This is a genomic window from Acidimangrovimonas pyrenivorans, from assembly GCF_042643245.1.
GTDB classification, from domain to species: Bacteria; Pseudomonadota; Alphaproteobacteria; order Rhodobacterales; family Rhodobacteraceae; genus Acidimangrovimonas; species Acidimangrovimonas pyrenivorans.
On sequence record NZ_JBHRSK010000004.1, the window covers coordinates 365126 to 382224 of the forward strand.

Sequence of the window (17099 nt, forward strand, 5' to 3'; positions counted from 1 at the left end):
ATTTCGGGTTGAGGGGAATTAGAAGGGCTTATGGCAATCACCCTCAAGCAACTCGACTATTTCCTGGCGCTGGCGGAAGAGCTGAATTTCGGCCGGGCGGCGGAACGGGTGCATATCTCGCAGCCGGCGCTGTCGATGCAGATCAAGGAACTGGAGAGCATCCTCGAGGTCGCACTGGTCGAGCGGCGGCCGCGCGACGTGCGGCTGACCCCGGCCGGGCGCGAGGTGCTGGAGCGGGCCCGCCGGATCCTGGGCGAGGCGCATGAGCTGGAGGCGGCGGCGCGGCGGCGCGGGCTGTCGCGGCGGCTGAACCTCGGGGTCATTCCGACCGTCGCGCCCTATCTGCTGCCCGTTGCCCTGACCCGGCTGCGGGCGGCCGATATCGGCCGCGAGCTGCGGGTGCGCGAGGCCCAGACCGCTGCGCTCTATGACGGGCTGGCGACGGGCCGGCTCGATGCCATCGTCATCGCCGATTCCGCAACGCGCGGCGACCTGGTGGCGCGGCCGCTGTTTTCCGATCGCTTCCTGCTGGCGGGGGCGGCGGCCCGGCTGGCGGAGGTCGGACGCGGCCGGGACGGTCACGAGGCGCTGCGGCCGCTGGCGCTGGACCCCGAGCAGTTGCTGCTGCTCGACGAGGGCCATTGCCTTGCCGATCAGGCGCTCGAGGTCTGCGGCCTGGACCGGCGGCGGCCCCGGATCGACCTCGGGGCCTCGTCGCTGACCACCTTGTGCGGGCTGGTGGCCGAGGGTTTCGGGCTGACCTTCCTGCCGGAAATCGCCTATCGGAACGAGGCGGCGGCGGCGCCCGGGATGGCGGTGATGCGGTTCGCGCGGCCCGAGCCGGCGCGCCAGATCACGCTGGTGCGCCGGGCGGCGACGGCCGAGGACGACTGGTTCGAGGAGCTGGCCGAGCTGTTGTCGGACGCCGGCGAGGAGCTGGTTGCGCAGGCCTGCCAGGCGGTGCCGCCCGGCAGCCAGGGGTGACGGGCCCGCGCGCCATGCGCCGGGCGCAGGGCTGCCATGTCCGGGCCCGGGGCGGGCGGTGGCGCGCGTTGCCATCGCCGGGAAATCGGCCTATGTCGGAGCGGAGGCCCGATATCGAAGGGGACAAGCCTTGCGCGATCTGAAGATTCCGTCCGAACGCCACCCGGAAAAGGCCCGCCGCGCCGACACCGTCCAGCCCAAGAAGCCGAACTGGATCCGCGTCAAGGCGCCGACCTCGTCGGGCTACAAGGAAACCCGCGACATCATCCGCGGCCAGAAGCTGGCGACGGTCTGCGAGGAGGCGGGCTGCCCCAATGTCGGCGAGTGCTGGAGCCAGGGCCACGCCACCATGATGATCATGGGCGAGATCTGCACCCGCGGCTGTTCGTTCTGCAACGTCGCCACCGGCAAGCCCGACACGCTGGACGCTTTCGAGCCGGGCCGCGTCGCCCATGCGGTGGCCGAACTGGGCCTCAACCATGTCGTCATCACCTCGGTCGACCGCGACGATCTCGAAGACGGCGGGGCCGAGCATTTCGCCCAGACCATCCGCGCCATCCGCCACCGCGCGCCCGGCACCACGATCGAGATCCTGACGCCCGATTTCCTCAAATGCGACCCGTCGGTGCTGGAGGTGGTGGTCGAGGCGCGGCCGGACGTGTTCAACCACAATCTGGAAACCGTGCCCGGGCTCTACCCGTCGGTGCGGCCCGGGGCGCGCTATTTCCATTCGCTGCGGCTGCTGCAGCGGGTCAAGGAGCTTGACCCGACGATGTTCACCAAGTCGGGCATCATGGTCGGGCTGGGCGAGGATTCCCAGTCGGTGCGCCAGGTGATGGACGACATGCGCGCCGCAGATGTCGATTTCCTGACCATCGGCCAGTACCTGCAGCCGACGCCCAAGCACCATGCCGTCGACCGTTTCGTCACGCCCGAGGAATTCGCCGCCTATGAAAAGGCGGCCTATGGCAAGGGCTTCCTGATGGTCTCGGCGACGCCGCTGACGCGTTCGTCCTACCATGCCGGCGAGGATTTCGCCCGCCTGCGCGCGGCGCGGATGGCGAAGCTGGGCCGGGCCTGAGCCGCGCCGCCCGGCCCTTGTGCCGGTGCCGTTGCGGGGCCGGTCGTTACCGGCGGAACGCAGCCGTGCCCGGGCGGGGGCGCTTGCGCGATCTTCGGGCAGGTGGTTGTATTCGGCAATCGAACACGAGGATGTGATGGCCGAGAACACCCTGCCCGAGATGGATCTGGAGGTCTGGAAGACGCGGGCGGGCGAGGAGCTCCGGTTCTGGGACCGGTGGGTCGAGGCCGGCGGCGGCCAGTGGCCCGAGGATTTCGAGCAGCGGGCGAACCCGGCGACACCGCTGAAGGAAAGCGTGCGCGAACTGCTCGACAGGCTGGAGATCGCGCGCGACCGGGCGGCCGAGATCCTGGATATCGGCTCGGGTCCGCTCAGCGTCCTGGGCTATGGCTGCCCCGATCGCGCGGTGAACCTGACGTTGGTCGATCCGCTGGCCGAGGCCTACAACAGCACGTTGGACCGGGCGGGGATCTCGGGTCTGCCGCGGCCTGTCACCGGCTATTTCGAAACCGCGCTCGGACTGTTGGGGGGAAACCGCTTCGACATCGTCTGGTGCCGCAACGCGCTCGATCACTCGATGGACCCGCTGCTGGGGCTCTACAACCTGATCGGCCTGTGTCGGCCCGGCGGCGGCCTGATCCTGAGCTTCCATCCCGACGAGGCCGATGGCGGCGGCTACCATGGCCTGCACCAGTGGAACCTGCGGCTCGAGGGCGAGCGGCTGGTGCTGTCGCAGAAGGACCGGGCACTGGACCTGACGCCGCTGATCGCGATGCAGGAGGTGCTGTCGATCCACCAGGCCGGCAGCAGTCAGGACGACAAGGGCATGGTGACGATCAAGCTGAGAAAGACCCGCGACCCGAACCTGTCGCAGGCGATGCTGCTCGCCCAGGGCTGAGCGCCGGCCGGATGGCGGGGCCTTTGGCGCGGGCCTATGGCTGCGGCGGCACCTTCTTGAGGTAGGCGGCGATGGCCCCGCGGTCGCTTTCGGGCAGCTTCGACAGGTTCTCGACGACATAGGCCATGTGGCCGCCGGCGCTGTCGTATTCCGGCGTCAGCCCGGTGGTGAAATAGGCGACGAGGTCGGCCTGCGACCATTTCAGATGCGCGGGCGTGATGTTCGGGATCGTGCCCTTGCCGTTGGGGTTGGGGGCGCCGGCGAACCAGCGGTCGCTCTCCAGCGCGCCGAGCGCGTTGCGCGGGGTGTGGCACTGGCCGCAATGGGCCACCGCCTCGGCCAGGTAGCGGCCGCGGCTCTCCTGCGGCGTCAGATCGCCGGTCACCGCCCAGTCCCGGCTTTCGAACAGGAAGTTCCAGCCGCCGACCAACCGCCGGATGGTGAAGGGAAAGCGCAGCTGGTGCGGCTGGCTCGGCGTCGCGACCGCGGGCAGGGTGTCGAGATAGGCCTTGAGGTCGGCGACGTCCTGCAGCGTCATCTTGTTGTAGGAGGTGTAGGGGAAGGCCGGGTAGAGATGGGCGCCGTCGGGCCGCAGCCCGCGCAGCATCGCGTTGCCGAAGTCGGCCAGGCTCCAGCGGCCGATGCCGTGCTGCGGATCGGGCGAGATGTTCGGCGTCAGGAAGGTGCCGAAGGGCGAGGTGATCTTCTGCCCGCCCCCCAGCTTGAGCTGGTCCTCGCCCTTGGCGTCGGCGGCGGCATGGCACGAGGCGCAGCCGCCGGCCCAGAACACCAGCTCGCCGCGCTGCGTATCGCCGACGATCCCCGCCAGCGCCCCGGCTGGCAGCGGATCGGGGCGGGTGACGTACCAGAACGCCGCCAGCCCGACCAGGGCCAGGACGATCAGCAGGCGGAGCAGGCGGCGCATCGCGACGGCCGGCCCGGATCAGTTGTCGGGCGCGCGGAAGGTCTTGTGGCAGCCGCCGCAGGCGCCGCCGACCGTGCCCATCGCGCCCTGCAACGAGGCCAGGTCGGTGCCGGCGGCGGCCTTCATCTTGCCGGCGGCCTCGTTGAGGGCGACGATATGCTTGAGGAACTCGTCATGCTTGTCCCAGACCGCCGGCAGGGCACGGGTGTTGTCGGCGCTCATGTCGTCGCTGCCCTCGGGCCAGTAGGCCGCCTGGTCGACCGAGGCCAGCGCGGCCAGGTTGTCGGCCGCGGTCTGGGCCATCTTGGCATCGTAGGGAATCGCGCCCTTGGCCATGCCCCCGAGGGTGCCGAGGTTGAAGGCGAGGTTGTCCATCAGCCCCTTGCGGGCCTTGATCGCCATGTCGGCGGGGCCCTGGGCGAGCAACGGGCCCGCGCAGAGAGCGGCGGCAGCGGCGGCAAGAAGGGCAGGGCGGATGAATTTCATGGCAGAACACTCCCTTGGATTTGAATATCCGTGAGAGTGTAGCGCGGCCTTGCGCCTGTTCCACATGGAATTTTTGTGACCGGCGGAAATCCGGTCGTGCCCCGATCAATCGTCGGAACGCCTGCCCATGAGCAGGCGCTACACGGCTTGTCTCTGCGCCAATGGAAAAACCGCTCGGCTGCCAGGCTGGTCCGGAGACTTCAGCGCAGCCTCACATGCGGCAGCCGGCCGATGCGGTTCGGCACCGCCCAGTCGGGCCAGTAGACGTATCTTGCGAACAGCGCCAGCGCGAGGCAGGCCAGCCCGACCCCGATCACCAGCCTGACCCGCGCCGGCGAGGGCGGATGGCGCAGCCAGCGCGCCATGCGGGTCAGCCAGAGCGGGTTCACGGCGCTCCATCTTCCCTGGCTGCGACCGTCTCGGCCGCTTCGACAAAGCGCACCTTGCCGATATAGGGCAGGTTGCGGTTGTGCTGGGCGTAGTCGATGCCGTAGCCGACGACGAATTCGTCGGGGATCTCGAAGCCGGTCCAGGTGGCGCGCACGTCCACTTCGCGCCGCGACGGCTTGTCGAGCAGGGCGCAGACCTCGAGCCTCCGCGGCGCCCGGCTTTGCAGCAGATGGACGACATGGTTGAGGGTGAAGCCGGTATCGACGATATCCTCGACCACCAGCACGTCGCGGCCCTCGATCTCACCGCGCAGGTCCTTGAGGATCCGCACCTCGCGCGAGCTTTCGGTCGAATTGCCGTAGGACGAGGCCTCGAGGAAATCGACCTCGACCGGCAGGTCGATCTCGCGCACCAGGTCGGCGATGAAGACGAAGGAGCCGCGCAGCAGCCCGACCACGACCAGCTTGTCGGTGCCGGCGAAATGCTCGGTGATGGTGCGGGCCAGTTCCTCGACCCTGGCAGCGATGGTCTTGGCCGAGATCATCTGGTCGATGACATAAGGTCTCTGTGACATACCCGCCCCTTGCTTGCGCCACCCCTTGATTTCGCCGGCAGAACTATCGAAATTCGCGCCCCAAGTCACCAGCAATCGGAGCGACATGCCGACCCATCAGGAAACCCGCGTCCTGCCCTATGCGGCGCAGGAAATGTACGACCTCGTCGCCGATGTCGCGTCCTACCCGAAGTTCCTTCCCTGGACGGCGGCGGCCCGGATCCGTTCGCGCACGCCGGGGCCGGACGGCAGCGAGGTGATGGAGGCCGATCTGGTGATCTCGTTCAAGGTCTTCCGCGAACGCTTCGGCAGCCGGGTGACGCTGTGGCCGGCCGACAGGCGGATCGATACCGAGTATCTCGACGGCCCGTTCCGCTACATGAAGAGCTACTGGACCTTCCGCGACCGCGACGCGGGCGGCTGCGAGGTCGAATTCTTCGTCGATTTCGAGTTCAAGAATGCGATCCTGCAGAAGGTGATCGGCGTGGTGTTCAACGAGGCGATGCAGCATGTCGTGCGCGCCTTCGAGAAACGGGCGCAGGAGCTGTACGGCGCGCGGTGAGGTTCATCGCGACCGCCGGGGATGTCTTTATCCGCAAGAAGGGGCTAGGTCTGCGCCGACCAAGCGTGCGGGCTGCTCGACCCCGCCCTGCGCTCGGGGCGGCCCGGACGTGCGATCAGGCCAGCGCCTCGAGTAGCAGCGTCAGCGCGTGTTCGACCGTCGCCGCCCGGACCTTGGCCCGGCCGATGGCGCCGAATTCCACGGTCTCGGTGACGGTCGGCTTGCCGGCCTGTGCCAGGCCGAAGCACACCCGGCCCTCGGGCTTGTGCCCGGAGCCGCCGGGGCCGGCGATGCCCGTCACCGACACGGCCAGGGTAGCGGCGGAGCGGGCCAGCGCGCCGGTCGCCATCTCGCGCGCGGTCTCTTCCGACACCGCGCCATGGGCTTCCAGCGTCTCGGCCGTCACCCCCAGCATGTCGATCTTGGCGGCGTTGGAATAGGTGACGAAGCCGCGGTCGAACACGTCCGAGGAGCCGGCGATATCGGTGATCGCCCCGGCAATCAGGCCGCCGGTGCAGCTCTCGGCCGTGGCCAGCATGGCGCCGGCGGCGCGGGCGGCCTCGAGCAGGCGCGGGGCGAGTGGGCTCATCCGCCCATCACCCGTTGCAGGATGATCGGGCCGTGGTAGAGCATCGCCGCCAGAATCGTCGCCAACCCGGCGAACAGCCCGGCCCAGAGATCGTCGAGCATCACCCCTGCGGCGTCGCCGCGGCGGTCGGCCTTGCCGATGATCCACGGCTTCCAGATGTCGAACAGGCGGAAGAAGGCGAAGGCGCCGATCCAGCCGGGATAGGCGACCACGGCCCAGTCGGTCAGCCCCATGTTCCAGAACGCCCCGGCCGGGAACAGGAGCGCCAGCCATTGCCCCGCGACCTCGTCGATGACGATCTCGGACGGGTCCTCGCCGGGGCGGTTGCGCAGCTCCTGGCCGCAGGCCCAGAACCCGGCCGCGATCGCCAGCACGGTGGCGACGACCAGCGCCGGGTAGCCGAGGAAATAGTCGATGGCGACGCCGAGGGCGATGGCGGCGGCCGAGCCCCAGGTGCCCGGGGCGGGGCGCAGCAACCCGACGCCGAAGAAGATCGAGACCAGCCGGCTCATCGCGCCACCAGCACCGCGGTGGCCAGCGCCGCGATCCCTTCCTCGCGCCCGGTGAAGCCGAGCCGTTCCGATGTCGTCGCCTTGACGCTTACCCTGTCCATCTCGACCTCCATGATCCGGGCCAGTTCCTGTTGCATCTCGATGGCGTGCGGGCCGATCTTCGGCCGTTCGCAGACCAGGGTGAGGTCGCAATTGGCGAGCTCGAATCCGCGCCCGCGGGCCAGCCCGATGGCATGGGCGAGGAAGATATGCGAGGCGGCGCCCTTCCATTGCGGATCGGAGGGCGGGAAATGGCGGCCGATATCGCCCTCGGCCAGCGCGCCATAGAGTGCGTCGGTCAGCGCGTGCATCCCGACATCGGCATCGGAATGGCCGACAAGGCCATGCGAATGCGGGATTTTCACGCCGCAGAGCCAGACGTGATCGCCCGGTCCGAAGGCGTGGACGTCATAGCCGTTGCCGCTGCGGATATCCATCGGGCTGCCTCTCAGGATGCGGGCGGCGCGGGCGAAATCCGCCGCCACCGTCAGTTTCAGGTTGTCCTCCTCGCCCTCGACGATGGCGACGTCAAGCCCGGCGGCGCGGGCGACCTCGACATCGTCGGCGGCGCCGCCGGGATGGGCGCGATGGGCGGCGAGGATCAGCTCGTAGCGGAAGGCCTGCGGCGTCTGGGCCCGGTAGAGCCCGTCGCGCGGCACCGTGGCCGCGACGGTGCCATCCGCCCCGCGCCACAGCGCATCGGTGACCGCCAGCGCCGGGGCGGCGGCGGGGGCATCGTCCAGCGCGGCGATCATCCGGGCGATCAGATCGGCCGAGACCAGCGGCCGCGCCCCGTCATGGATCAGCACCCGGTCGATGTCGCGGCCGTCCAGCGCCTCGAGCGCGTTTCGCACCGAGGCGTCGCGGCTGGTCCCGCCGGTGACGATCTCGACGCCCTCGGCCAATAGCGGCGCGGCGCGGGCCATGTCGTCGGGATGCAGGACAAGAAGGATGGTCCCGATTCCCGGTGCCGCGCGGAAGGCGGCAACGGTCCGGGCCAGCACCGGTTGACCGGCAAGGTCGCGCCATTGCTTGGGAATCCCGCCGCCCGCCCGCAGCCCACGCCCGGCGGCGACGATGATGGCGGCAGTCGCTTGCATGACGGGCTCCCGGCGGTGTTGCTGCGGTGCGGACCTGTCTAGAAGATGCGCCGCTGCGTGACAATGCGACAAAGCCTTTGGCGAGGGCGCCCAAAAATTAGGCAGATGCCGTTTTCTGACCATGTGGTCCGATCGGTCGAATTGTAATACTTCGTGCTTATGACTAGCTGGAAGTTGACGCACAAGGATTAGGCAAATGGCCATTCGGTTGGCAGACCTGACACTCGATCCGCCCGTTTTTCTGGCGCCGCTCGCCGGAATCACCGACCTGCCGTTCCGGCGGGTGGTCTCGGGGTTCGGCGCCGGGCTGGTGGTGAGCGAGATGGTGGCGAGCCAGGAAGTGGTGCAGGCGAGGCCGCTGGCACGGGCGCGGGCCGAGCTGGGATTCGGCGAGGCGGCGACCGCGGTGCAGCTCGCCGGGCGCGAGGCGCATTGGATGGCCGAGGCGGCGCGCTATGTCGAAGGGCAGGGCGCGCGGATCATCGACATCAACATGGGCTGCCCGGCGCGCAAGGTGACCAACGGCTATTCCGGCTCGGCGCTGATGCGCGACCTCGATCACGCGCTGTCGCTGATCGAGGCGGTGGTCGCGGCGGTGCGGGTGCCGGTGACGCTGAAGACGCGGCTGGGCTGGGACGACAGCCTGCTCAACGCGCCCGAACTGGCGCGGCGGGCCGAGGCGGCCGGCGTCCAGATGATTACCATCCACGGCCGCACCCGGTGCCAGTTCTACAAGGGCCAAGCCGATTGGGCAGCGATCCGGGCGGTGAAAGAGGCGGTCTCTATCCCGGTCATCGCCAATGGCGACATCGTCGATGCCGCGTCGGCCCGGCAGGCGCTGGAGCAGTCGGGCGCCGACGGGGTCATGGTCGGCCGCGGGGCGCAGGGTGCACCGTGGCGGCTGGCGCAGATCGCGGCGGATAGTTTCGGCGCCCCGGCGCCGGCGATCCCCGAGGGCGCGGCGCTGGCCGACCTCGTCGCGGCGCATTACGAGGCGATCCTGTCCTTCTACGGCAGCGAACTCGGGCTGCGGACGGCGCGCAAGCATCTGGGCTGGTATCTCGAACAGGCCGGAGCGACGGCCAGCTGGCGCCGGCCGATCCTGACCGGCGATGATCCGGCCACGGTGCTGCGGCTGGTCCGCGACGCCTTGACCGACAGCGAGAGGGCGGCGGCATGAGGTTGAAACCGGGCCGCAAGCCACGCGAGCCGCTGACCGGGATCGTCTGGCAGTCGCTGCCGCTGCCGGGGGTGCTGTTCGACGCCGACAACCGCATCACCGACATCAACCCGGCGGCGGAAACCTTCCTCAATACCTCGTCCAAGGTGCTGCGCGCCCATCCCGATCTCGACCGGCTGATGATCGACGCGCCGCTGGAAGACGCTCTGGACCGGACCCGCAAGAACCAGGCGGCGCTGTTCATCCACGACGTCAATGTCGGCACCGGCGAACGGCCGCCGGTGCAGTGCAACATCCAGATCGCGCCGCTGACCGACGATAGCGACACCCTGCTGCTCCTGATCTCGCCGCGCGACATCGCCGACCGGCTGGGCCGGGCGATGAGCGTCAAATCGGCCGCCCGCTCGGCGATCGGCATGGCCGAGATGCTGGCCCACGAGATCAAGAACCCGCTCGCCGGCATCGCCGGGGCGGCGCAGCTTCTGTCGATGGGGCTGTCGGCCGAGGACCGCGAACTGACCGACCTGATCGTCGCCGAGACCCGGCGGATCGTGAAGCTGCTCGAACAGGTCGAGCAGTTCGGCAACCTGCGCCCGCCCGAGAGGCGCGTCGTCAACATCCACGACCTGCTCGACCGGGCGCGGAAATCGGCGCTGGTCGGCTTTGCCGCGCGGATGCAGATCGTCGAGGATTACGACCCGTCGCTGCCGCCGACCTATGTCGACGGCGACCAGATGCTGCAGGTCTTCCTCAACCTGCTCAAGAACGCTTCCGAGGCGGCGGGCCAGGACGGCGGCACGATTCGCATCCATACCTTCTACGAACAGTCGCTGCGGCTGCGGCGCAAGGACGGCACCGGCAACCCGCTGCCGCTGCAGGTCGAGATCATCGACGACGGCCCGGGCCTGCCGCCCGAGATCGCCGCCGAGATCTTCGAGCCCTTCGTCTCGGGCCGCGAGAACGGCACCGGGCTCGGCCTGGCGCTGGTGTCCAAGATCATCTCAGACCATGACGGCTGGATCGCGGTCGATTCGGTGCCCGGGCGCACCGTCTTCCGCATCTCGCTGCCGGTCGCCCCAAAGGAAGCAGAGCGCCCGGAGACCCCCGACTCCGGGCCCAAGGAAACGGAGACCCCCTAAATGGACGGCACTGTTCTTGTCGCCGATGACGACCGTACCATCCGCACCGTGCTGACCCAGGCGCTGACCCGCGCCGGCTGCAAGGTGCACGCGACCTCGTCGCTGACCACGCTGATGCGCTGGGTCGAAGAGGGCAAGGGCGACCTGGTGATCTCGGACGTGGTCATGCCCGACGGCAACGGGCTTGAGATGCTGCCCAAGATCGGCCAGGAACGGCCGGGCCTGCCGGTGATCGTGATCTCGGCCCAGAACACGATCATGACCGCGATCCAGGCCGCCGAGGCCGAGGCCTACGACTACCTGCCGAAACCCTTCGACCTGCCGGACCTGATGAAGCGGGCGGCGCGGGCGCTGGACCAGAAGCGCCGGGTGGCGCCGCGCAAGACCGAGCCGGTCGAGGACACGACCGGCGGCGACGACCTGCCGCTGGTCGGCCGCACCGCGCAGATGCAGGCGCTCTACCGGCTTGTCGCGCGGGTGATGAACACCGACCTGCCGGTCCTGGTCACCGGCGAATCAGGCACCGGCAAGTCGCTGATCGCCAAGGCGATCCACGATTTCTCGGACCGCCGGACGCTGCCTTTCGTCGTCGCCTCGGCCGCCGACCTCGCCGGCGCCGACGGTCCCTCGACGCTGCTGGCCAAGGCCAAGGGCGGCTCGATCGTCTTCGACGAGGTCTCGGATTACGACGCCGAGACCCAGGGTCGCATCGTCCGGCTGCTCGACACGCTGGGCGAGACCGCGCCGCGGATCATGGCGACTAGCCAGGCCGACCTGATGGCCGAGATCGAGGCCGGGCGCTTCCGCCAGGACCTGTTCTACCGCCTCGGCGGCGTCACCATCCCGGTGCCGTCGCTGCGCGAACGGGTCGACGACATCCCGCTGCTGGCCGAGCATTTCCTGACCCGCGGCGAGCGCGACCTGGGCATCGTCCGGCGGCTGTCCCCCGATGCGATGGAGCTGGTGCGGGCCTATAGCTGGCCGGGCAATGTGCGCCAGCTCGAGAACACCCTGCGCCGGCTCGCCGTCACCTCGCCCGAGGAAGAGATCACCCGGGCCGAGGTCGAGGCGGTGCTGGGCAGCCAGCCGGCGATGGAGCCGCTCAAGGGCGGCGGCGAGAGCGAGAAGCTGTCAGCCGCCGTGGCCAAGCACCTGCGGCGCTATTTCGACCTCCATGGCGGGGCGCTGCCGCCGCCCGGGGTCTATGCCCGCATCCTGCGCGAGGTCGAGCTGCCGCTGATCGAGATCTCGCTCGACGCCACCGCCGGCAACCAGGCGAAATGCGCCGACCTGCTGGGCATCAATCGCAATACCCTGCGCAAGAAGATCACCGACCTGGATATTCGCGTGACACGCCGCCGCAAGTTGATGTAAAACCGCAACAGATACGTGGCGCTTCGGCTTCAGCCCTGCGGGCGACCACGAGATATGGCGGTCGGGACGCAGGACGTCCCAAAACTGGGGGCATTCCCGTTGGATCGGGCGGCGCGCGGCGCAACCTTCACTCGGCTCAACCGGCTGCGCAAGCAGCGCCGGGTTCAGACGGTCATGACCCTGGCCCTGGTCGGGCTGGGGCCGGGGCTGGCGCTGCTGACCTTCATGGCGCTCGGGCCGCTGAACGAGGGCGCGACCTCGCCGCTGTTGCGCGGCGTGCTGCTGGGCGACCTGATCTACGTGCTGGTCGTCGCGGCGCTGGTGGCGCGGCGGGTGGCGCGGATGATCTCGGACCGGCGCTCGCAATCCGCCGGCTCGCGGCTGCACCTGCGCCTGACCGGCGTCTTCGCCCTGATCGCGCTGATTCCCACCGTCCTGGTCGCGGTCTTCGCCGGCCTGACCATCAATATCGGCCTCGAAGGCTGGTTCTCGACCCGGGTCCGCTCGGTGGTGGCCTCGTCGCTGGCCGCCGCCCAGGCCTATGAGGGCGAGCATCGCCGCGACCTGCAGCAGGATGCCGATGCGCTGGCCGCCTATCTGGACGCGGCGCGGCAGAAGGGCATCTATGTCGATGACGGCGAGCTGCGGCAGTTGCTGACCCAGGGCCAGGCCCAGATCCAGCGCGGGCTGCGCTCGGCCTATGTCATCGACGGCACCGCCCAGATCCGGGCCCGCGGCGACCGCTCCTACCTGTTCAACTACACCCCGCCCAAGCCGCAGGATTTCGCCGATGCCCGCAAGGGCCAGACCGTCATCATCGAGGATCTCGACAATAACGAGTTCCGGGCGCTGGTGGCGCTGCGGCCCTATCTCGACCGCTATCTCTACGTCTCGCGCGTGGTCGATGGCGGCATTCTCAAGCTGCTCGACGAGACCAAGGCGACGGTGCATCTCTACCAGCAGCTCGAACGCGACCGCGGCCGGCTGCTGTTCGAGTTCGGTCTGCTCTATCTCGGCTTCGCGCTGATCCTGATCATGGCGGCGATCTGGCTCGGGCTGTGGTTCGCCGAGCGGCTGGCGCGGCCGGTCGGCCGGCTGGCGGGGGCGGCGCAGCGCGTCGGCGGCGGCGATCTCGACGTCCAGGTGATCGAGGAGGAGGGCGACGACGAGATCGCCATGCTGGGTCGGATCTTCAACCAGATGACGCGCCAGCTGAAAGGCCAGCGCCGGGCGCTGATGGACAGCCACGACCAGACCGAGCGGCGCCGGCGCCAGTTCGACACGGTGCTGTCCTCGATCACCTCGGGCGTCATCGGCCTCGATGCCGAGGGCCGGGTTGACTTCGCCAACCGCTCGGCCCAGCAGATCCTCGACCTCGCCGTCGGCGACGACCAGGGCCAGCCGCTCGACCTTGCCGTGCCGGAATTCGCGGCGCTCTTCGCCCGGCTGCGGCAGGGCGCCGGCGGCGCGGTGCAGGAGGAGATCCGGCTGTCGCGGCGCGGCAAGATCGAGAGCCTGCTTGTGCGGATGGCCGGGCGCCGCAACGAGGAGGGGCGGCTGGAGGGCTATGTCGTCGCCTTCGACGACGTCACCGAACTGGTCAGCGCCCAGCGGATGGCGGCCTGGGGCGATGTCGCCCGCCGCATCGCCCACGAGATCAAGAACCCGCTGACGCCGATCCAGCTCTCGGCCGAACGGATCAAGCGCAAGTTCCGCAAGCTCGACCCCGAGGAGGCCGAGGCGCTGGAGCAATATACCGACGTCATCGTGCGCCAGACCAACGACCTGCGCCGCATCGTCGACGAGTTCTCGCGCTTCGCCCGCATGCCCGAGCCCGAGCGGCGCGAACATGACCTGACCCGGCTCTTGCGCGACGCGGTGGTGCTGCAGGAAAGCGCGCTGACCGGGGTGACGCTGGTCTCCGACCTGCCCGAGCGGCCGATGCTGGCCGAGATCGACGCGACGATGATCTCGCAAGCGTTGACAAACTTGATCAAGAATGCCGGCGAGGCGATTGAATCGCTTCAGGAAAAGGGCGCGCCACGGGGCTATGTGCCGGAAATCCGGGTGGCCTTGTCGACCAGCGACGGCAGCGCCAGGATCACCATCGCCGACAATGGCATCGGCCTGCCCGAGGACCGCTCGCGCCTGTTCGAGCCCTACGTGACGACGCGCGCGAAGGGCACCGGGCTGGGCCTGCCGATCGTCAAGAAGATCATCGAGGAGCATGGCGGCGCGCTGACGCTGACCGATGCGCCGCCCTTCGCCGAGGGTGCCCATGCGGGCGCGATGGCCGAGATTCTCCTGCCGCTTTCGGGGCGCGCAGGGCCGAAGGAGCCCCAGAACGGGGCGGAGGAAGCCCCCCCGGTTGACGGGGCAACGGACAAGGCGGACGGCCGCCGCGAGGAAGAGAGATATGGGTGATATTCTGATCGTCGACGACGAGCGCGATATTCGGGAATTGATATCGGATATCCTGCGCGACGAGGGCTACACGACACGCCTGGCCGGCAATTCGGACGAGTGCATGGCCGAGATCAACGCCGAACCGCCGGCGCTGATGATCCTCGATATCTGGCTCAAGGACAGCCGGATGGACGGGATCGACATCCTCAAGGCGGTCAAGCGCGACAATCCGGACGTGCCGGTGGTGATCATCTCGGGCCACGGCAATATCGAGATCGCCGTCGCGGCGATCAAGCAGGGCGCCTACGATTTCATCGAGAAGCCGTTCAACATCGACCAGCTGATGGTGGTCGTGTCGCGGGCGATGGAGACCTCGCGGCTGCGGCGCGAGAACAGCGACCTGCGTCGCCGCGATGTCGCCTCGGCCGAGATGATCGGCTCGAGCCCATCCTTCAAGTCGCTGAAATCGCAGCTCGAGAAGGTGACCAAGTCGAATGGCCGGGTGATGCTGACCGGCCCCGCCGGCGCCGGCAAGGAGGTCGCGGCGCGCTTCATCCACGCCCAGTCGAACCGGGCCTCGGCGCCCTTCGTCACCGTCAACTCGGCCTCGATCGAGCCCGAGCGGATGGAGGCGGTGCTGTTCGGCCGCGAGAGCACGGATCGCGGGCTCGAGAAGGGGCTTCTGGAACAGGCCCATGGCGGGGTGATCTATTTCGACGAGGTCGCCGACATGCCGCTCGGCACCCAGTCGAAGATCCTGCGGGTGCTGGTCGAGCAGCAGTTCAGCCGCGCCGGCGGCACCGACAAGGTGCGGGTCGACCTGCGGGTGATCTCGTCGACGACGCGGGACCTGACGGCCGAGATCGCGGCCGGCCGCTTCCGGCAGGAGCTCTACGACCGGCTCAACGTGGTGCCGATCGCGGTGCCGTCGCTCGAGGAGCGGCGCGAGGACATCCCGGAACTGGCCGGCCATTTCATCGAGCTGTTCAACAAGAGCCAGGGCCTGCCGCTGCGGTCGCTGTCGGAAGAGGTCGCGGCGCTGTTGCAGACCATGCGCTGGCCCGGCAACGTGCGCCAGCTGCGCAACGTCATCGAGCGGGTGCTGATCCTGGGCGAGGGTACCGGCCCGATCGAGCCGCGCGAGCTGCCGGGCCAGGAGGAGAACACCGAGGAGGACGGCCGGGTGATCCTGTCGGGCGGGCTGGCGACGCTGCCGCTGCGCGAGGCGCGCGAGCTGTTCGAGCGCGAATACCTGCTGACCCAGATCAACCGCTTCGGCGGCAATATCAGCCGCACCGCCAGTTTCGTCGGCATGGAGCGCAGCGCCCTGCACCGCAAGCTGAAATCGCTGGGCGTCGTCACCAGCAGCAAGGCCGGCGCAAGGGTGGCGCGGATCGAGGAGGGCGAGGGCGGTGAGCAGGGCTGAGCGGATCGCGCCGCGATTGACCCTCTCCCCGGCTTCTGCCAATGAAGGGGCTCGTTGCTTGGCAAGGGCGGGTTCATGAAGGTCATCATCTGCGGCGCGGGGCAGGTCGGCTGGCAGATCGCGCGGCATCTCTCGGGCGAGAAGAACGACGTCACCGTGGTCGACAGCAATGCCGATCTGGTCCGGCGCGCCACCGACACGCTCGACGTTCAGGGCATCGCCGGTTTCGCCAGCTATCCCGACGTGCTCGACCGCGCCGGCGCGCGCGACGCCGACATGGTCATCGCCGCGACCCATTCCGACGAGGTCAACATGGTCACCTGCCAGGTGGCCCATTCGGTCTTCGGCGTCACCCGCAAGATCGCCCGGCTGCGCGCCCAGAGCTACCTGCACGCCGATTACGCCGATCTCTACCGCCGCGACCACCTGCCGATCGACGTCGTCATCAGCCCCGAGCGCGAGGTCGCGGATGCCGCGCTTCAGCGCCTCGCGGCCCCGGCGGCCTTCGATACCGAGAGCTTCTTCGGCGGCCGTGCGCAACTGCTGGGCATCGCGCTGGACGAGGACTGCCCGGTCCTGAACACGCCGCTGCGCCAGCTCACCGACCTGTTCTCGACCCTGCGCGCCATCGTCGTCGGCGTCCGCCGCGACAACACCCTGTTCGCGCCCGAGCCGGGCGACCAACTGTTCGCCGGCGACCAGATCTACGTCTTCAGCCATACCGAGGACATCAACCGCACGCTCGAGATCTTCGGCAAGACGACGAAGAAGCAGGAGCGGGTGGTGATCGTCGGCGGCGGCAATGTCGGCCTTGCCGTGGCGCGGGCGCTGGAAAACCGCACCGACCGGGTGCGGGCCAAGATCATCGAGAAGAGCCGGGGCCGGGCCGAGCGCGCGGCGGATGCGCTGGAGCGCACCATCGTTCTCAACGGCGACGGCATGGATATCGACCTGCTGACCGAGGCCAACATCCAGCGCGCCGACGCGGTGCTGGCGGTCACCGACGACGACAAGACCAACCTGCTGGTCTCGGTCCGGGCCAAGCAGGCCGGCTGCCCGATGTCGATCGCGCTGGTCAACGATCCGACGCTGGTATCGCTGATGGGGCCGCTGGAGATCGACGCCTATATCAACCCGCGCGCCACCACCGTGTCGTCGATCCTGCGCCATATCCGCCACGGCCGGGTGCGGGCGATCTACTCGATCGGCGATGCCGAGGCCGAGGTGATCGAGGCCCAGGTGCTGTCGACCTCGCCGATCGCCGGCCAGATGGTGCGCGACATCGATTTCCCCGAAGGCGTGCTGGTCGGCGCGGTGATGAAAGGCGAGAAGGTGATCAAGCCGGAGGGCGGAACCCGGATCGACGAGGGCGACGTGATCGCCATCTTTGCCCTGGCCGCCGACGTGCCCGAGGTGGAGCGCCTGTTGCAGGTCTCCGTCGATTTCTTCTAGGCC

Annotated in this window: 17 protein-coding genes; 10 read left to right on the forward strand and 7 right to left on the reverse strand. The window is 68.9% G+C overall.

Annotated features, from left to right (window positions below; genetic code table 11):
- Nucleotides 1-30: 30 nt before the first annotated feature.
- From ACFOES_RS04710 to ACFOES_RS04720, 3 genes are all read left to right on the forward strand, one after another.
- Complete coding sequence (locus ACFOES_RS04710) at nt 31-984, forward strand: hydrogen peroxide-inducible genes activator (RefSeq protein WP_377832022.1); 954 nt, start codon at nt 31-33, stop codon at nt 982-984.
- 73 nt (nt 985-1057) lie between these two features.
- Nucleotides 1058-2065, forward strand: coding sequence for a lipoyl synthase (gene lipA / locus ACFOES_RS04715; protein ID WP_377833003.1), 1008 nt, complete (start codon nt 1058-1060; stop codon nt 2063-2065).
- A 136-nt stretch (nt 2066-2201) separates the two neighbouring features.
- Nucleotides 2202-2963: a hypothetical protein gene (locus ACFOES_RS04720; protein ID WP_377832023.1), complete on the forward strand. Its 762-nt coding sequence runs from the start codon at nt 2202-2204 to the stop codon at nt 2961-2963.
- Nucleotides 2964-2997: 34 nt separating this feature from the next.
- On the opposite strand, the gene ACFOES_RS04725 is transcribed toward ACFOES_RS04720, so the two are convergent.
- The 4 genes from ACFOES_RS04725 to hpt all read right to left on the reverse strand — a co-directional run bounded on the left by ACFOES_RS04725 (nt 2998) and on the right by hpt (nt 5338).
- Nucleotides 2998-3888, reverse strand: coding sequence for a c-type cytochrome (locus tag ACFOES_RS04725; RefSeq protein ID WP_377832024.1), 891 nt, complete (start codon nt 3886-3888; stop codon nt 2998-3000).
- A gap of 18 nt (nt 3889-3906) precedes the next feature.
- Nucleotides 3907-4374 (reverse strand): c-type cytochrome, encoded by a 468-nt coding sequence (locus ACFOES_RS04730; RefSeq protein ID WP_377832025.1) that lies wholly within the window; start codon nt 4372-4374, stop codon nt 3907-3909.
- Between the two features lie 200 nt (nt 4375-4574).
- Entirely contained in the window at nt 4575-4763 is a 189-nt protein-coding gene (locus tag ACFOES_RS04735; protein ID WP_377832026.1) for a hypothetical protein, read from the reverse strand.
- Entirely contained in the window at nt 4760-5338 is a 579-nt protein-coding gene (gene hpt, locus ACFOES_RS04740) for a hypoxanthine phosphoribosyltransferase (RefSeq protein WP_377832027.1), read from the reverse strand. The genes ACFOES_RS04735 and hpt overlap by 4 nt, the downstream gene beginning before the upstream one ends.
- A gap of 85 nt (nt 5339-5423) precedes the next feature.
- Here hpt and ACFOES_RS04745 point away from each other — a divergent pair, with 85 nt between their 5' ends.
- On the forward strand, nt 5424-5879 hold the full coding sequence (locus ACFOES_RS04745; RefSeq protein WP_377832028.1) for a type II toxin-antitoxin system RatA family toxin: 456 nt from the start codon (nt 5424-5426) through the stop codon (nt 5877-5879).
- 115 nt (nt 5880-5994) lie between these two features.
- Here ACFOES_RS04745 and ACFOES_RS04750 read toward each other — a convergent pair whose 3' ends face one another.
- The 3 genes from ACFOES_RS04750 to ACFOES_RS04760 are packed head-to-tail and all read right to left on the reverse strand — an operon-like array spanning nt 5995 to nt 8119.
- Nucleotides 5995-6468: a CinA family protein gene (locus ACFOES_RS04750; protein ID WP_377832029.1), complete on the reverse strand. Its 474-nt coding sequence runs from the start codon at nt 6466-6468 to the stop codon at nt 5995-5997.
- Nucleotides 6465-6980, reverse strand: a complete 516-nt coding sequence (locus ACFOES_RS04755) for a phosphatidylglycerophosphatase A family protein (RefSeq protein WP_377832030.1) — start codon at nt 6978-6980, stop codon at nt 6465-6467. The genes ACFOES_RS04750 and ACFOES_RS04755 overlap by 4 nt, the downstream gene beginning before the upstream one ends.
- Nucleotides 6977-8119, reverse strand: coding sequence for a bifunctional 2-C-methyl-D-erythritol 4-phosphate cytidylyltransferase/2-C-methyl-D-erythritol 2,4-cyclodiphosphate synthase (locus tag ACFOES_RS04760; protein WP_377832031.1), 1143 nt, complete (start codon nt 8117-8119; stop codon nt 6977-6979). Before ACFOES_RS04760 ends, ACFOES_RS04755 begins: the two co-directional genes overlap by 4 nt.
- Before the next feature lie 196 nt (nt 8120-8315).
- On the opposite strand from ACFOES_RS04760, the gene dusB reads away from it, so the two are divergent.
- From dusB to trkA, 6 genes are all read left to right on the forward strand, one after another.
- Nucleotides 8316-9299, forward strand: coding sequence for a tRNA dihydrouridine synthase DusB (dusB, locus tag ACFOES_RS04765; RefSeq protein WP_377832032.1), 984 nt, complete (start codon nt 8316-8318; stop codon nt 9297-9299).
- Complete coding sequence (locus ACFOES_RS04770) at nt 9296-10438, forward strand: two-component system sensor histidine kinase NtrB (RefSeq protein ID WP_377832033.1); 1143 nt, start codon at nt 9296-9298, stop codon at nt 10436-10438. Before dusB ends, ACFOES_RS04770 begins: the two co-directional genes overlap by 4 nt.
- On the forward strand, nt 10439-11812 hold the full coding sequence (locus ACFOES_RS04775; protein WP_377832034.1) for a response regulator: 1374 nt from the start codon (nt 10439-10441) through the stop codon (nt 11810-11812).
- A gap of 54 nt (nt 11813-11866) precedes the next feature.
- On the forward strand, nt 11867-14236 hold the full coding sequence (locus ACFOES_RS04780; protein ID WP_377832035.1) for a sensor histidine kinase NtrY-like: 2370 nt from the start codon (nt 11867-11869) through the stop codon (nt 14234-14236).
- Nucleotides 14229-15644 (forward strand): nitrogen assimilation response regulator NtrX, encoded by a 1416-nt coding sequence (gene ntrX, locus ACFOES_RS04785; RefSeq protein WP_377832036.1) that lies wholly within the window; start codon nt 14229-14231, stop codon nt 15642-15644. The genes ACFOES_RS04780 and ntrX overlap by 8 nt, the downstream gene beginning before the upstream one ends.
- Before the next feature lie 75 nt (nt 15645-15719).
- Nucleotides 15720-17096 (forward strand): Trk system potassium transporter TrkA, encoded by a 1377-nt coding sequence (trkA, locus tag ACFOES_RS04790; protein WP_377832038.1) that lies wholly within the window; start codon nt 15720-15722, stop codon nt 17094-17096.
- The last annotated feature ends 3 nt before the right edge of the window (nt 17097-17099 follow it).

Bases quoted from the DNA above. Each gene is read 5' to 3' on its own strand.
- ACFOES_RS04710 (WP_377832022.1), top strand. From the start codon at position 31: ATGGCAATCACCCTCAAGCAACTCGACTATTTCCTGGCGCTGGCGGAA.
- ACFOES_RS04720 (WP_377832023.1), top strand. From the start codon at position 2,202: ATGGCCGAGAACACCCTGCCCGAGATGGATCTGGAGGTCTGGAAGACG.
- ACFOES_RS04725 (WP_377832024.1), bottom strand. From the start codon at position 3,888: ATGCGCCGCCTGCTCCGCCTGCTGATCGTCCTGGCCCTGGTCGGGCTG.
- ACFOES_RS04730 (WP_377832025.1), bottom strand. From the start codon at position 4,374: ATGAAATTCATCCGCCCTGCCCTTCTTGCCGCCGCTGCCGCCGCTCTC.
- hpt (WP_377832027.1), bottom strand. From the start codon at position 5,338: ATGTCACAGAGACCTTATGTCATCGACCAGATGATCTCGGCCAAGACC.
- ACFOES_RS04745 (WP_377832028.1), top strand. From the start codon at position 5,424: ATGCCGACCCATCAGGAAACCCGCGTCCTGCCCTATGCGGCGCAGGAA.
- ACFOES_RS04750 (WP_377832029.1), bottom strand. From the start codon at position 6,468: ATGAGCCCACTCGCCCCGCGCCTGCTCGAGGCCGCCCGCGCCGCCGGC.
- ACFOES_RS04755 (WP_377832030.1), bottom strand. From the start codon at position 6,980: ATGAGCCGGCTGGTCTCGATCTTCTTCGGCGTCGGGTTGCTGCGCCCC.
- ACFOES_RS04760 (WP_377832031.1), bottom strand. From the start codon at position 8,119: ATGCAAGCGACTGCCGCCATCATCGTCGCCGCCGGGCGTGGGCTGCGG.
- dusB (WP_377832032.1), top strand. From the start codon at position 8,316: ATGGCCATTCGGTTGGCAGACCTGACACTCGATCCGCCCGTTTTTCTG.
- ACFOES_RS04770 (WP_377832033.1), top strand. From the start codon at position 9,296: ATGAGGTTGAAACCGGGCCGCAAGCCACGCGAGCCGCTGACCGGGATC.
- ACFOES_RS04775 (WP_377832034.1), top strand. From the start codon at position 10,439: ATGGACGGCACTGTTCTTGTCGCCGATGACGACCGTACCATCCGCACC.
- ACFOES_RS04780 (WP_377832035.1), top strand. From the start codon at position 11,867: ATGGCGGTCGGGACGCAGGACGTCCCAAAACTGGGGGCATTCCCGTTG.
- ntrX (WP_377832036.1), top strand. From the start codon at position 14,229: ATGGGTGATATTCTGATCGTCGACGACGAGCGCGATATTCGGGAATTG.
- trkA (WP_377832038.1), top strand. From the start codon at position 15,720: ATGAAGGTCATCATCTGCGGCGCGGGGCAGGTCGGCTGGCAGATCGCG.